The sequence below is a fragment of the Candidatus Saccharibacteria bacterium genome (genome assembly GCA_016700375.1).
In the GTDB taxonomy this organism is placed as follows: domain Bacteria; phylum Patescibacteriota; class Saccharimonadia; order Saccharimonadales; family UBA4665; genus JAGXIT01.
The window spans coordinates 961761-975668 of sequence record CP065016.1 but is presented as its reverse complement, the minus strand read 5'-3'; the positions used below and the strand labels follow the sequence as shown (position 1 = coordinate 975668).

The following is a 13908-nucleotide window of genomic DNA, read 5'->3' as shown; positions in this document are numbered from 1 at the left end:
GCCTATTCCTTTGTAGCGGCTTCGCGGACTTTGGCGGCTATTTCGGTTTGGACTTTGGGGTTTTCTTGCAGGTAGGTTTTGGCGGCTTCGCGGCCCTGGCCGATTTTTTCGCCGCCGTAGGCGAACCAGGCACCAGCCTTTTCAACAATGTTGTGAGTAACCGCTAGGTCAAGAATGTCACCTGCTACCGAAATACCTTGGTTGTACATAATGTCAAACTCGGCTTCGCGGAAGGGCGGTGCAATCTTGTTTTTCACCACTTTCACGCGGGCACGATTGCCGATAACGCTATCACCGGCTTTTATTTGCGAAATGCGTCGAATGTCCATACGTACCGATGCGTAAAATTTAAGTGCGTTTCCACCCGTAGTTGTCTCTGGGTTGCCAAACATCACTCCAATCTTCATGCGAATTTGGTTGATGAAAATGACGGTGGTTTTACTGCGGCTAATAACGCCAGTCAGTTTGCGAAGCGCCTGGCTCATGAGACGCGCCTGCAAGCCCATGTGACTATCGCCCATGTCGCCCTCTATCTCGGCGCGCGGTACCAGTGCGGCCACCGAGTCGACCACTATGAGGTCAACGGCGTTACTGCGTACCAGTGTCTCTGTAATTTCAAGTGCTTGCTCACCGTTGTCCGGTTGGCTGAGCAACAGGTTTTCAACATCCACCCCAATACGCTTCGCGTAGGACGGGTCAAGCGCATGCTCGGCGTCTATAAACGCAGCCGTGCCGCCACGTTTTTGCACCTCCGCTATAGCATGGAGCGTCAGGGTGGTCTTACCGCTTGATTCCGGCCCGTAAATTTCTATAATGCGCCCCTTCGGGATGCCTCCGCCCAATGCAAGGTCGAGACTAAGGCTGCCTGTCGGCGTGCATTCAACCTCAACACCCTGATTTTCGCCAAGCTTCATTATGGAGCCCTTACCGAATTGCTTTTCGATGGTTTCTAGCGCTAAGCCAAGGGCTTTCGCCCGACCCTCACCCTCTTGCTTTGCTTCTTTGGTGTTGTCTACCTTATCGCTTGCTGCTTTTGCCATTTTCGTCCTCCCGTCTACGGTCACCTCGCCGGCAACCTGAATCAAATAATATTGTAGACACTGGTATACGCCCCCACGCCCCACAATGCAAACTCATTCCCAATTTCAAAGGACAGTCCTTTGAAATTGGTTTTTATCTACCATTCGTTGGCTAGTTCTTTTTTGAAAATTTCGATTAACTTCTTATTTTCTTCATAATCTGCAACAAATTCGGCGTATGCGGCGGGGCTTTTGAAAAGTTCTAACACGCGTTCAGGCCTCAGCCACGATACCGTATCTTGTTGCAAATAATACGGCAGGCTCGAGAACTCGTAGCTACGCCAATGGCGAGGGTTTAGGTGAATATACCGGGTGATATGTTGCAGGTACGCATCGTCAGTAATCATTGAGGCTCTGTAGCGCGACTCGAACAACGGTCCAGTGCGCTTGTACTTCTTGTTGAAATATCGGCTGTAGCTCGTCATGATACTCTGCATAAGAGATGTAAGCTCGTGCTGATGACGCTGGAAAAAGAACAGGTGAAAATGATTCGGCATGAGACAGTAGGCAATTAAGTCGACTTTATTATAGAAATTTGGGTACGACACACCATTTACGTTTTTTGCCTCTTCGGGAGAGAGGTATCTTTCGAGTATTTGAAGAAAGGTTATGAAATCTTGCTCATCGATGAATATTCGGTGTTTGCTATTACCCCTTGCGTACACATGGTAGTAACTTTCGGGAGCGTCTAAACGCATAACATTTCTTCTTGGCATAACCATACAATACCATATTTTTCCGTTTCAAAGGACTGTCCTTTGAAAAGTGGTTTGTGGTTATGGTTTTTGTTATACTGTGGGGAATGCGTGTATCAGATAGTTTGGTGGAGAAGCTACTGGCGTCGACTGGTAAGTTTACGGACGAACAGCTCGAGGCACTCCGAAAACAAGAAAGAAGCGAAAAAAAGCCCCTGCAAGATGTGGTAGTAAGTAGTAATACTCTGAGTGAAAAAGAACTTACTCAGCTGTATGCCGCAGAGGTAGATGTTCCTTTTGTAGAATTTGTGGCGCGTGACCTTCCCAGAGAAATTGTTGAGTTGATACCAGAGCGAGTAGCACGACAACACCGGGCGATTGCCTTCCAGACCGGCGAAGACGGCGTGGTATTCATAGCCATGGAAGATCCCGATGACGTGCCGGCGATAAGCTTTCTCCAAAAGCAACTCGGTAAACCGGTTCGGGTACATCTCGCGACAACGACGACAATTCAGAGCGCACTTGACCTATACAACGGTGATGCGAGCAATGTTGGGAGCGAAATAGAAAAAGTTATCGCCATTCAAGAAAAAAATGATGCCGATGAGGTAGTCGACAAAGCCGACGTAGCCGAAGACTCGCCCATTGCTCAGACCGTAAACCTCATCATAGACTACGGGGTGAAAAACAGTGCCAGCGACATTCACATTGAACCTCGAGAAAATTTTGTTGTGGTACGGTACCGTGTAGACGGCATACTACGCGAAGTGAATAAGCTTCCCCGCAAAGTCCTTGGCGCACTCGTGTCGCGCATAAAAATTCTCGCAAACCTCAAAATTGACGAACATCGCGCACCACAAGACGGACGCTTCAAAATAGTCGTGAGTAACCACGTCTACGCGCTTCGTGTTTCAACGCTCCCCATTGTAGACGGCGAAAAAGTTGTTATGCGAATTCTGGACGAGTCAAGTAAGCCGGCAACGCTCGAAGATTTGGGCTACTGGGGAGGCGCCCTTGAGGCGGTGCAACAAGCAATCGTTCAGCCACATGGTATGGTTCTGGTCACGGGCCCAACCGGTTCTGGCAAGTCTACCAGCCTCTTTAGCGTGCTTAGTATGCTCAATAGTCCAGGGGTAAATATCAGTACCGTGGAAGACCCCGTGGAGTACCGTATATTTGGCGCGAATCAGACGCAGGTGAACCCACTTGCTGGTATGACGTTTAGCAGCGGCTTGCGCGCACTGCTTCGCCAAGACCCGAACATCATTATGGTGGGAGAAATTCGCGACGGCGAAACAGCAGACCTCGCCGTCCAAGCGGCGCTCACGGGCCACCTCGTATTTAGCACCCTACATACAAACAATGCCGCGACCTGCCTACCTCGTTTACTGGATATGAAGATTGAGCCATTTCTTATTGCGAGCACTGTCAGAATTGTTGTTGGACAGCGTCTCGTACGGCGACTATGTATTGATTGCCGCGAGGTTTATGAGCCCGATGCCGCTCACCTCGACAAGCTCTACAAGATATTCCAGCTTAAGACTGGCGAAACAATGAAACGCCTACATGAGCTTGAGCAAACCGCACTAGAAGCGGGTCTCGGCGCGGCGACTCTCAGCAAAACTAATACCGCCGACCCAAGTGCTCTTGGCACCTCAACGAGCGGCATTGTGCGGCTCTGGCGACCACATGAAGATGGTTGCGATACCTGTAATCACACCGGCTATCACGGTCGAATGGGCATATACGAAGTGCTGCGTAACACCGATGACATACAGCAGCTGATTGTCGGCAACGCAACGAGCGAGAAACTTCAAGAACAAGCCTTGCGTGACGGCATGTTAACCATGCAAGTTGATGGGCTCGTTAAGGCGCTGCGCGGGCAGACTTCCATAGAAGAAATCTTGCGCGTTACGGCCGAGAAAGCTTAGTATAAGCATATGCTTTTTACATACAAAGCCCTCCGGAAAGACAACTCGAGCGTATCGGGCACCATAGAGGCCGCCGACCGTGATGCTGCCATGACCGCCCTGTCTCACCAAGGACTTCACCCTTTGCTCGTCTCGGAGGCTAGTGCACGCCGTGGTTTTGGCCTGAATAAAAAAGTCAAAAGTAGCGACATGGTTATTTTTACCCGCCAACTTTCTACCATGATTTCGGCAGGTGTACCAATTGCACGAGGCCTCGCGACGCTCCAAGAAAGTGCAAATAGCGCATATTTCCGCGAGGTGCTCGGGAAAATCACCAAAGACATAGAGGGCGGCACCCAGCTCGGCGATGCGTTTGCTAAGTTCCCCGGCGTATTTGACGAAGTGTATGTGAACATGGTTCGTGCCGGCGAAGAAGGCGGCATACTTGACGATATTCTGAAACGGCTCGCCACTCAAGTCGAACAAAACGCCAGTATCCGCAAAAAAATTAAAGGTGCCATGACATACCCCGTGGTAATTCTAAGCATAACTGTCGTTGCCTTTTTTGGGATTATGTTTGTGCTCATGCCAAAGATTTCCAAAATCCTGATGGACCTGGGTGGGCCCGATGCAAAACTCCCCGTGTACACACAAGTGCTGCTAGACCTCAGTCACTTTAGTCGCAAATATGCGTTTATACTCATCCCTGGCACATTTTTGGTTATATGGGCGGTGCGCCGTTACATCCAAACACCAAAAGGCAAATATCAGTTTCATGCCCTACTCTTGCGACTGCCCATTGTGAAGACCATTGTGACTAAGGTAGCAATTGCGCGTTTCTCTCGTACTTTTGCATCACTAATGTCGGCAGGGGTCGCCGTACTGGATTCTTTATCTGTTACGGGAGGGGCTATTGGCAATAAAGTCATAGAGAAGGAACTTGCCGCCGCCGCGGTACAGGTAAAAAACGGCCGACAACTGTCAGAAGTAATCGCCGAAAGCAAACACTTTCCGAAAATTGTGTCTCAAATGCTGGCAGTCGGCGAGGAAACAGGCACAACCGATACGGTCCTCATAAAAGTTGCTGATTTTTACGAAGAGGAAGTATCTACGGCTATAGATAGCCTTGCCTCGGTTATTGAGCCAGTTATGATTTTGTTTTTGGGTGCGGGCGTAGGTCTTATAGCCGCGAGCGTTATGGGGCCAATCGCCAGCCTGAGCAATAATGTTGGGAGCAATTAAGCCTGCTACTCGCTGTAGCAAAACTCCATTTTGCTAATATACTACTTGCCCTGCTCTCTCGAATTTCAAAGAGAGGACTTGACGTCGCTCCGCTTATGGTTATAATCAGACGCAGACTTACGGGCAAATCCGTCAAGCATTATAAAATCATATAAAAGGAGGGTGGGCCCCTATGGTTTCACTGAAAAGTAAAAAAGGTTTCACAATCGTTGAACTTTTGATTGTGATTGTCGTCATCGGTATCTTGGCGACGCTTGTGATTGTAACGTTCACTGGCATTCAGCAAAAAGGTCGTAACAGTCAGCGCCAGACTGACGTCAAGGCTATTCAAAGCCAAGTTGAAGCATTCTTTGCACAGCACGGTTTTTACCCAACTTTGGCTGATCTCCAATCTGCAACGTTCGTGTCAACGTACCTTAAGGGCTTGCCGCCAGAGGCACTGAAAGATCCTAAGGGTCCAACGGCAAATATTGGCGGTACGACTGATAGCGACAACTACAGCTACGTTGCCGAGGGTCCAACAGGCGGTACCGTAACCTGCGACAATGCTGTCGCAAATCCGCTTACGGGTGGTGAACCAGTTGATAATGGTTGCGACGCGTTCACTGTCTCTGCAACCCTTGAAGGTAGCACAACACCATTCACGCAGCAGAGTAACTAAAGTACTTTCATGTTTCCAGACAGGGCCGCACAGATAGCGGCTCTGTTTTTTTGGTACATAAAACCGTATAATAAACATAAGCATGAAGCGACCATTTAAAGGGGTGGGTACCAATGAACGCGGCTTTAGCGCTGTCGAGTTTTTAATTGCAGCTGTTGTATTTGGCGTACTGGTGACAGGCATAACCGATGCCTACATAACCATTCGCAAATCATACCGGATTGCCCGGCAACTCAACGAAATCTACACCGTACTGAGCGCCTGCCCAGAGATAGACCGGGCCCTCGAGTTCAACTCCATAACCGGCACCTCAAACTGTTACCCAAACAATAGTTTCGCAGTCGAAAATAACCAGGGCGGCAAAATTACCTATACCCCAGCACTCACTGTTACAAACACCTCGGCGCTTCCGGTATCTGACTCGTTGAGTGCGATTCCCGACTCGAAGGTGCTGAACATAAGCGTCGGCTACCCCCAGGAGAAAAACAGCCCTCCTCTAGAGCTGCGCATGCTTATTACCCGGAATGGGGTCGGCCAGCTATGAAATTTCGCTCGCTTCATGCCCAACAAGCCGGCCTGACAGTGATTGAGCTCATAGTAGTTATGACATTAACATTGATATTCTCAGGCATGGTAATTTCGTTTGCCCTGGACTACTGGGGCGCCTCAACAAGCCTCCAGAACGACAGCGAAACCTTTGTCACGCGACAAAATCTGGGCGATATACTACGCGACCGCCTAAACTCCGCAGCGAACCTCATAAATCAAAACGGCATACCAGACGCCAACACCCACGTTTCGGACCCAGCCGACCCGAGCGGCTCATACTGGACCCCCATTCATGCCGTACCCCGGGATATTGTTCTGCCAGCCGTTGGACAGTTTGCTCCGGTGCTTTACTACAACGGGCCAAGCGTCACGACAGCGAAAACTCAAATTATGAACGGTACACAGCCGTACTACGATGAGTTCATTCTGTACCTAGACGGGTCGCAAAAAACCTTAATGCTCCGAAACTTGGCAAACCCTGGCGCAAGCGGCAACCGCTATCGTACGACCTGTCCAGCCAGTACCGCAACATCTACTTGTCCGAAAGACCGCATTGTTGCAACCGATGTCACTTCGGTGAGTTTGCGGTATTTTTCGCGGTCTGGGAACGTAATTGACTGGACATCTATAATCGACCCTATTACTGGCGCATACATCGGCCCCGACTACCCCTCCGTAGAGGTTGTTGAACTTACGATTAACCTTGGTCGGGAAGCAATCATTAACGGGGCCCAGGGCACAAGCAACCAAACCATTGTGCGCGTCGCACTGAGGAACGGATAATCCATGCAGAAAAATTTTCGCGAGAATGGCTCAATTCTAGTAACCATCTTGGTTATTACTATGTTTTTGTCCAGTGTCTTGTTTGGGCTTATGCTACTAGCCAACTCTAACCTCTATAGAGCAAGAGGAAGAATTCTACTGTTACAGGCCCAATATTCCGCAGAGTCTGGTGCCGATGCTGCCATAGCCACCCTAAACAGCGGGAATACCGCTTACGCTGGAACGTCGAGTGATGTAACCGTCCTTAGTGGCAGCCAGTACCGCTCAACCTACTCTACTACGGTCACCGCAGGCAGCAGCGCAAAGGAGAAAATTATTGTCGCGACCGGCAAAGTGTATAGCCCAAAGGGAGCAACGACCCCAAAATTCACCCGCAAAATTCGTGTGACCGCCCAGCGCTCCTCAACAACAACTGCATCGTCAGTTGTGAGCCGTAACATTGTGGACATTGCTAGCGGCGTAAAGAAGCTGACGGCCCGCGATATTTATGCCAACGGGTACATTGTGCTTAACAAAAACACAACTGAGCTCATTGCAGAAAATATAACTGTTGCGGGCAAAAATACAAGCGCACTCAACTGCTCCATTAGTGGCGCAGGTAAACTACTGAAACCAGCGTCGTTTAGTAACCCAGCCCAGACCAAAACAAAACTGACGCTTGCCTTCAATAACTGCATTACTCCCCCCGGGAACACTTCAAATGCGAATTTCGACGTGCTCGTGAATAACACGAATGTCACTCCTATACAGTCAACCTATATACCCTGGAATCAATTCATGGACGCATCCTACCAGAACTCACCGAGTGGCTGCAGCGACTGGACAACCGGTGCCTCGCCTCGAAGCATCCCCAGCACCGGAAACGCCAAAAAAACTCACTTTCCAGACAGTGGCAATAATGTTAGCGCCAGCTGTGGCACATCGGGGAATCTTGCTCTCGGTTCTAATACCTACGTCATAAAAGACCACGTGCATGTTCGGGCAAACCTGTGTGGCGCAAGTGCATGCACGCCAACGTTTGAAAATCCTGACGCGTCAATAAAATTTGTTTTCGTAGAGGGAACCATTAACTTCGACGCCGTCAAAACAACGAGCGCAAGTGGCCCGCTCGTTTTCATAACGTACGGTGCTGACCCCGCCTCAAAGGCCGGTGTTTGCCCATATGGCGGATCATTATTTCTCGGGCAAGCAGGTAGCAGTGATACAGACGCGCCCAAAATATACTTTATGGCAATGAACGGCCTCTGTATTGACAAGACAAAGTTTGATAATTCGCCAGCCCTTGGCGGCATAAGCGGCAAAAACATATACGTCGCGTCTAACCCAAGCACCCCGCGCGACCTCGCCCTCGACCCGACCTTCCCTGTTGACCAAATTCCAGTAGACTTGGCATGGCGGCAAGCGGCCTATGAACGGTTGTAGTATGGTATTATAGGATAAAGAAATACTTATGTTTAACGAGTGGGCAGCATGAAAAAAACACACCCAATCCCCTATCTGTTTGAGGACAAGCCGCTGTTCGGCATGGACATAGGCCACAATAACGTGCGAATTATACAGTTGCAGGAGACGAAACGTAAGCCACGGGTTGTTGGGTACGGCGAAATAAACTTCGACGCCAGCCTTATCGAGGAGGGCGTCATTGTCAAGCCAGAGGAACTTGCTGCAGATATACAGAAGCTTTTCAAGCACAGCCTCGTTGGCGACATTACCACCAAGCGCGTCGCTATGAGCGTACCCATCGCAAGAGCGTTTACCCGGTCTGTTGAGCTTCCGAAGCTTAGCGACAAAGAAGTGATTGCTGCCGTACAAACAGAGGTAGAACAATACATTCCGGCTGCAGCGGAAAGTTTGTACATTGACTATTCGACCGTACAATCCAGTAAGGACAAGTGGACAACGTTTATCGTCGCCATGCCCCGGCGAATCGTTGATTCGTATCTTTTGGTTGCCCGTTTGCTTGGGCTTGAACCAGTTATTATTCAAACCTCAAGCGGAGCAGGGGCATACCTGTTTTCTCACGACAAACAGGGCGATTTGCCGAGTGTCCTCGTGGACTTCGGGAGTGACAGCGCTGATATTACCGTTTACGACAAAAATCCAATCGTAAGCGGCACGGTCGCATGTGGCGGCGAGGACATTACAAAGCTTATTGCGAAAGAACTAGAAGTAAATGTCCGCGAAGCAACCATTATAAAAACAAAGTACGGCCTAAGCTACAGCAAAAAGCAAAAGCAAATTGAGGCCGCACTAGAAAATAATTTGTCAACGCTGGTGAAAGAAATCCAGCGGAGCGTGCGCTACTACGAAGAACGCTCAAAGAGTAAACAGCGTATTGCGCAGGTTGTTGTAATGGGCGGCGGCGCAAACATGCCCGGTCTTGCCGATTATCTTACCAGTACGCTGCGCATTCCCGTTCGCGCTTTTGACCCTACGCATTTTATTGAATTCGGCCGCTTGCAGCCCTTTAATCAATCCGAGCGTATGTCATACGTTTCTGCGGCGGGCCTCAGTATACTTGAACCAAAGGAGGCGTTCTAGTGATAAACCTCCTCCCGCCGCCGCTCAAACAGGCCTATCGGTATGGTCGTATTAACAGGCACTTAACCCGCTGGATAACGGTGCTTGTCTTTAGTATCATCGGTGTTATTGTCATTACTGGAGTCGGCTACATTTACCTCAACCAAACAACAGAAAACTACAAAAAGCAAGTCGCGGCCGCAAACGCGCAGCTTGCAGCTCAAAACCTTTCCACCGTACAGCAAGAGGTAAAAGATATATCCAACAACCTGAAACTTGTGGTAGACGTGCTTTCCAAGCAGGTTCTTTTCTCTGAGCTGCTCACCCAGATAACAACGCTGCTTCCGAGCGAAACAAACTTGACTGGACTATCAATATCGCAAGCTCAAGGCGCAATAGATATCACCGCAGCCGCCAAAACATACGGCGCCGCTACACAAATGCAGGTAAACTTGAGCGACCCCGACAACGGGGTGTTTAGTAAGGCAGATATAGTCAGTATTAACTGTTCCGGTTCTACAGCTTACCCATGCACTGTGGTACTACGCGCCCTGTTTTCGAACAGCAGTTCCTATATGCTCATAAATAACGGCAAGGGGGCTTCGGGTGGACAATAAGAAACTCAGTCTTATCCTTGCGGGAGTGGCTAGCCTACTTGGCATAGGACTATTCGCCTCTGTTTTCTTTGCAAATAAACTGCTCAGTACAAAATCAGTAGAGCTTAGTAAGCTGAAGGCACAAGGTCAGGTTGCCGATGAACTGCAGATATCACTTCGAAAAAACAGGGCAGATATCGCAAAATACGCTGGCCTAAACAAAATAGCAAAGACGGTGGTACCGCAAGACAAAAACCAGGCACAAACTGTCAGCGAGATAGTAAAGATAGCAAATGACAGTGGCATCACAAAACTCACCTCAATTACCTTCCCTGCGTCGACCTTGGGTGGTACTGGGGCAGCAAAGGCCCAGGCCTCTTTAACACAAGTCACTCCCGTAAAGGGCATCGCCGGCGTATATCTTCTGCCCATAACCATTACGCAAGACTCAAACAACACGGTACGCTACGCGCAGTTTATTACCTTTTTGCAAAAGCTAGAGAACAATCGCCGCACTGCCCAAGTTAGCTCCATAAGCATCACCCCAGACGGTAAAAACCCGAATAACATTTCATTTACCCTTATTGTAAACGAGTATATAAAGCCATGAGCGCATCTATTGACACCGATCGGTTAAATAAGCAAGTCCACAGGCTCCTCACTTCATTCCTAAAACACGTGGCAATTCTGTTCTTCCTTGTATTAACTGCTCTATATGGTTTTCTTGTTTGGCGTATAAATGTACTCAGTAGTGCTCAACCAAGTCAGGAAGACATTACGGCCGCCACACAAAATGTGCCAAAACCAAAAATTTCTCAAGAAGTAGTACAGAAACTCCAGGGGCTACAAGACAATAGCGTGCGCGTTCAGGCCATTTTTAACGAAGCCCGCCAAAACCCGTTCCAAGAATAGTATTGCTACGCTGGATTTTCTTTATCGGTCTGAACCTGTGCTAGTTCCGTTTGTTCCTGCGCCCTCGCCTGGTACTGTTGGAAGTCTAGGAATTTTTGATATTCTGCAGCATCCACCGTAACACTGTGTGCTTGTTGTCCGTCTTTTCGGATAGACGTTGGGAGTCGACCACTCTCGAGCGCAGCAATAAAGTTTTCATGTGCTTCTATGAGTACTTTTGCAGCCGCATCGGGGCTAGGTACGGCCGAAAACGTGTAGTTCGCCTGTTCGCCAGGCGTTTCTATGGTGACAGCTCCAAACCCAAGTAGTGAACCAAAAAAGTCTTTGCGTACTGACACGTCTGCCACGTGCTGTAAACTCAGCTGCGATACTTTACTGCCAAATAAGCTTGGTTGTAGCACCTGTAGTACTGCTTCATCGGTTACAACCAACTGCTCTTGTGATTTTAGCCACGCCGGTATGGTTGTTGCTATTGCCGCCAGGGCACTGAAAAATCCCGCACCGGCAAGCACAACAGACCGGTATTGACTCGTGACTGTTTCTGAACTGCCTGCTGGTGCCGTAAATGCAACCGCCGCCGCCATAATAGCAACCACCGCAAAAAAGCCAATGAGCCAAATCGAGACATACACGAACCAATGGTGCCGAAACACACCCAAGATTTCTTCGTCCGCGCCAATAGGAAGACGTTTGTGGAGGCGTTCATTTAGTTTTGAGTCTATAGCCATACCTTGTATTATACCAAACTAGTCTGGGATGAGCTTTTTCCCCTGACCCACACTCACTTTTTTCCTCCTCCCCGTACATGAGCCACCGGTATCGGTGGTAGCAGCGGCGTACGTAGTAGCCGTTGCATATACTCCCAGGCTTGCTTGAACCAGCTCAGTCGTTTCTTGGGATGAATCTTCTGCTGTTGTTTTGGTAGTACTTTGACCGCATAGCGCCACAGTAACCACCAACCGAGGAAGACAAACAGCAGCAAGTTACGGATGACTTGTGGTTTTCTGACTCGTTGCCACTCCAATCGTTGCAACCACTTCACATCCTTGAAGGCTTCTTCAATTTCGAACCTTTCTGCGTAACGGTTCAGGACTTGTCTTCTGGTGAGGGCCTCTGTTCCCTCGCTCGGTAGGTTGGTCAACAAAAACCAGGGCTCCGGATCCTTCATGTTCGGATTGTAATCCGAACGAATAAGTCGGAGCTTATGTGTATGGTACGTGATGGGTAATTCCTCATGACTAATGTCATGGATGGGTTCCTTCCACCAGCTGGGATCCCAGGGAAGCTGAACGAGCTTGTCGCTCTTGGTACGAGCGATGAAGTGCACATCGTACAGGGCAAACAAAGTGAACAGTTTGTCACTAGCAAACCAGCGATCCATGACAAGTACCAGTTGCAGATCTGGTGCATTAACTTGAAGGAAATGGAACAGTCCCTCCAGCGCCACTAGAAGTGGCGCAATGAGAGCTGCTTCGCTGAGGTTCACCTGACACCAAATGGGTATAGCTCGACCCTTGCGATGCGACACCGCCAAGATGGCGATACAAAACGGGCCGAATTGAGAGTGGTCCAGAGAGCAGTACCACCGACCAGTATGCGAAGCTAACGCTTCGCTAACCAACAATCGCTGCAAGCGCACTGGCAGTTCCTCGTCAGTAACTAACCGACGAATGCGGTTTTCTCCAGTCCAGCGATTCAGCCCAAGCGTTCGACCAGCAGCGTTGAGCGAACAGAACTCCTGAAGGGAAAACTGTTCAACTCCGAGGAAGAAGCGACGAGCCTTAGCTTTTGGGATGTATGTCGCACGCAGCCGCTTTACAGCAGTTGCCATCTTTTGTAGTGTAGTCATTAGAAAACGACCTTTCTGTTTTAGCTTTTGTAACCAAAACTGTAGGGTCGTTTTTGTTATGTGTCAAAAAAGTGAGTGTGGGTCAGCTTTTTCCCTCTGTTGGTTTCACCCCGAGGTGGCTATATGCCTTATGTGTCACCTTACGGCCGCGTGGGGTTCTTTCCAGCAGTCCTATCTGAAGCAGGTAAGGCTCTATGAAGTCTTCTATGGTGCTGCGTTCTTCGGCCGTCATGGCGGCAATGGTTTCCACGCCCACAGGACCACCGGCGTAATTTTCTATTATAGCCGATAGAATCATGCGGTCAGCCGGGTCAAGCCCAAGCCCGTCAATCTCAAGCAGTTCGAGAGCTTTGGTGCTGATTTCGGTGTCGACAATTCCGTCGCCGTTTACATCGGCATAGTCGCGGACACGTTTGAGCAAACGGTTTGCTATACGCGGCGTAAGGCGGCTTCGTTCTGCCAGCTTTAGCGCCGCTGCTTTGTCAATCTTAACCCCGAGTATGCCTGATGCCCTCTGTATAATGGCCTGAATTTCACTTGGAGTGTAAAATTCCAGCCGGTGGACATGCCCAAACCTATCACGCAGCGGCGCCGCTAGTGCGCCTGTGCGCGTCGTAGCGCCGATGAGCGTAAACTGGGGCAAATCAAGCCGTAGCGAGCGGGCACTCGGGCCTTTACCAAGCATGATGTCGAGTTTGTAATCTTCCATGGCGCTGTACAGCACTTCTTCGACCGTGCGGTGCAGACGATGGATTTCATCTATAAACAGGATGTCACCGTCCTGAAGGTTCGTGAGTAGACTCGCCAAGTCACCCGCTCGCTCTATGGCCGGCCCAGAGGTAATGCGTATTTGCGCACCCATCTCGTTCGCAATAACGCTCGCCATGGTAGTCTTGCCCAGCCCGGGCGGACCGTATAGCAACACGTGGTCGAGCGGCTCCCCACGCTTTTTGGCTGCCGCTATTGCCAGCTGAATGTTTTTCTTCAACCGCTCTTGCCCAATGTAATTCGCAAAGTCGTGCGGACGCAGTTTGAGCTCAAACTCAACCTCATCAGTCGAGTCATCGTCATCCGCTACCACCGTATTCATAATCCGCTCAATCGCCATAGTA

General features: G+C 49.6%; 15 protein-coding genes. 10 read left to right on the top strand and 5 right to left on the bottom strand.

Annotation, left to right across the window (positions count from 1 at the left end; all coding sequences use genetic code 11):
• Positions 1-2: 2 nt before the first annotated feature.
• A complete protein-coding gene (gene recA, locus IPP75_05090; GenBank protein QQS69264.1) occupies positions 3-1040 on the bottom strand; it encodes a recombinase RecA in 1038 nt (345 codons plus the stop codon).
• Positions 1041-1177: 137 nt separating this feature from the next.
• Positions 1178-1795 carry a transposase gene (locus IPP75_05085; GenBank protein ID QQS69263.1) on the bottom strand — a complete coding sequence of 206 codons (618 nt, stop codon included), beginning with the start codon at positions 1793-1795 and terminating at the stop codon, positions 1178-1180.
• An 86-nt stretch (positions 1796-1881) separates the two neighbouring features.
• On the opposite strand from IPP75_05085, the gene IPP75_05080 reads away from it, so the two are divergent.
• The 10 genes from IPP75_05080 to IPP75_05035 all read left to right on the top strand — a co-directional run bounded on the left by IPP75_05080 (position 1882) and on the right by IPP75_05035 (position 10947).
• The gene (locus IPP75_05080) at positions 1882-3705 is read left to right on the top strand and encodes a type II/IV secretion system protein (GenBank protein ID QQS69262.1); all 1824 of its coding nucleotides are present in this window, start codon (positions 1882-1884) and stop codon (positions 3703-3705) included.
• A 9-nt stretch (positions 3706-3714) separates the two neighbouring features.
• Positions 3715-4926, top strand: a complete 1212-nt coding sequence (locus IPP75_05075; protein ID QQS69261.1) for a type II secretion system F family protein — start codon at positions 3715-3717, stop codon at positions 4924-4926.
• Positions 4927-5098: 172 nt separating this feature from the next.
• Positions 5099-5587: a prepilin-type N-terminal cleavage/methylation domain-containing protein gene (locus tag IPP75_05070; protein ID QQS69260.1), complete on the top strand. Its 489-nt coding sequence runs from the start codon at positions 5099-5101 to the stop codon at positions 5585-5587.
• A gap of 82 nt (positions 5588-5669) precedes the next feature.
• A complete protein-coding gene (locus IPP75_05065) occupies positions 5670-6131 on the top strand; it encodes a prepilin-type N-terminal cleavage/methylation domain-containing protein (protein ID QQS69259.1) in 462 nt (153 codons plus the stop codon).
• On the top strand, positions 6128-6919 hold the full coding sequence (locus tag IPP75_05060; GenBank protein ID QQS69258.1) for a hypothetical protein: 792 nt from the start codon (positions 6128-6130) through the stop codon (positions 6917-6919). The genes IPP75_05065 and IPP75_05060 overlap by 4 nt, the downstream gene beginning before the upstream one ends.
• Before the next feature lie 3 nt (positions 6920-6922).
• Positions 6923-8341: a hypothetical protein gene (locus IPP75_05055; GenBank protein QQS69257.1), complete on the top strand. Its 1419-nt coding sequence runs from the start codon at positions 6923-6925 to the stop codon at positions 8339-8341.
• 48 nt (positions 8342-8389) lie between these two features.
• A complete protein-coding gene (gene pilM, locus IPP75_05050; GenBank protein QQS69256.1) occupies positions 8390-9460 on the top strand; it encodes a type IV pilus assembly protein PilM in 1071 nt (356 codons plus the stop codon).
• The gene (locus IPP75_05045; GenBank protein QQS69255.1) at positions 9460-10056 is read left to right on the top strand and encodes a hypothetical protein; all 597 of its coding nucleotides are present in this window, start codon (positions 9460-9462) and stop codon (positions 10054-10056) included. Before pilM ends, IPP75_05045 begins: the two co-directional genes overlap by 1 nt.
• Entirely contained in the window at positions 10046-10645 is a 600-nt protein-coding gene (locus tag IPP75_05040) for a hypothetical protein (GenBank protein ID QQS69254.1), read from the top strand. Before IPP75_05045 ends, IPP75_05040 begins: the two co-directional genes overlap by 11 nt.
• Positions 10642-10947 carry a hypothetical protein gene (locus tag IPP75_05035; protein ID QQS69253.1) on the top strand — a complete coding sequence of 102 codons (306 nt, stop codon included), beginning with the start codon at positions 10642-10644 and terminating at the stop codon, positions 10945-10947. Before IPP75_05040 ends, IPP75_05035 begins: the two co-directional genes overlap by 4 nt.
• A 5-nt stretch (positions 10948-10952) precedes the next feature.
• Here the strand turns inward: IPP75_05035 and IPP75_05030 are convergent, their stop codons facing one another.
• The 3 genes from IPP75_05030 to ruvB all read right to left on the bottom strand — a co-directional run bounded on the left by IPP75_05030 (position 10953) and on the right by ruvB (position 13904).
• The gene (locus IPP75_05030) at positions 10953-11675 is read right to left on the bottom strand and encodes a PH domain-containing protein (GenBank protein QQS69252.1); all 723 of its coding nucleotides are present in this window, start codon (positions 11673-11675) and stop codon (positions 10953-10955) included.
• 53 nt (positions 11676-11728) lie between these two features.
• Positions 11729-12796 carry a transposase gene (locus IPP75_05025; protein QQS69251.1) on the bottom strand — a complete coding sequence of 356 codons (1068 nt, stop codon included), beginning with the start codon at positions 12794-12796 and terminating at the stop codon, positions 11729-11731.
• 82 nt (positions 12797-12878) lie between these two features.
• Positions 12879-13904 carry a Holliday junction branch migration DNA helicase RuvB gene (gene ruvB, locus IPP75_05020; GenBank protein QQS69250.1) on the bottom strand — a complete coding sequence of 342 codons (1026 nt, stop codon included), beginning with the start codon at positions 13902-13904 and terminating at the stop codon, positions 12879-12881.
• Positions 13905-13908: the final 4 nt, after the last annotated feature.

What these genes read in the sequence shown, in the direction of transcription:
- recA (QQS69264.1), bottom strand. Translation starts at nt 1,040, where the DNA reads ATGGCAAAAGCAGCAAGCGATAAGGTAGACAACACCAAAGAAGCAAAG.
- IPP75_05085 (QQS69263.1), bottom strand. Translation starts at nt 1,795, where the DNA reads ATGCCAAGAAGAAATGTTATGCGTTTAGACGCTCCCGAAAGTTACTAC.
- IPP75_05080 (QQS69262.1), top strand. Translation starts at nt 1,882, where the DNA reads ATGCGTGTATCAGATAGTTTGGTGGAGAAGCTACTGGCGTCGACTGGT.
- IPP75_05075 (QQS69261.1), top strand. Translation starts at nt 3,715, where the DNA reads ATGCTTTTTACATACAAAGCCCTCCGGAAAGACAACTCGAGCGTATCG.
- IPP75_05070 (QQS69260.1), top strand. Translation starts at nt 5,099, where the DNA reads ATGGTTTCACTGAAAAGTAAAAAAGGTTTCACAATCGTTGAACTTTTG.
- IPP75_05065 (QQS69259.1), top strand. Translation starts at nt 5,670, where the DNA reads ATGAAGCGACCATTTAAAGGGGTGGGTACCAATGAACGCGGCTTTAGC.
- IPP75_05060 (QQS69258.1), top strand. Translation starts at nt 6,128, where the DNA reads ATGAAATTTCGCTCGCTTCATGCCCAACAAGCCGGCCTGACAGTGATT.
- IPP75_05055 (QQS69257.1), top strand. Translation starts at nt 6,923, where the DNA reads ATGCAGAAAAATTTTCGCGAGAATGGCTCAATTCTAGTAACCATCTTG.
- pilM (QQS69256.1), top strand. Translation starts at nt 8,390, where the DNA reads ATGAAAAAAACACACCCAATCCCCTATCTGTTTGAGGACAAGCCGCTG.
- IPP75_05035 (QQS69253.1), top strand. Translation starts at nt 10,642, where the DNA reads ATGAGCGCATCTATTGACACCGATCGGTTAAATAAGCAAGTCCACAGG.
- IPP75_05030 (QQS69252.1), bottom strand. Translation starts at nt 11,675, where the DNA reads ATGGCTATAGACTCAAAACTAAATGAACGCCTCCACAAACGTCTTCCT.
- IPP75_05025 (QQS69251.1), bottom strand. Translation starts at nt 12,796, where the DNA reads ATGACTACACTACAAAAGATGGCAACTGCTGTAAAGCGGCTGCGTGCG.
- ruvB (QQS69250.1), bottom strand. Translation starts at nt 13,904, where the DNA reads ATGGCGATTGAGCGGATTATGAATACGGTGGTAGCGGATGACGATGAC.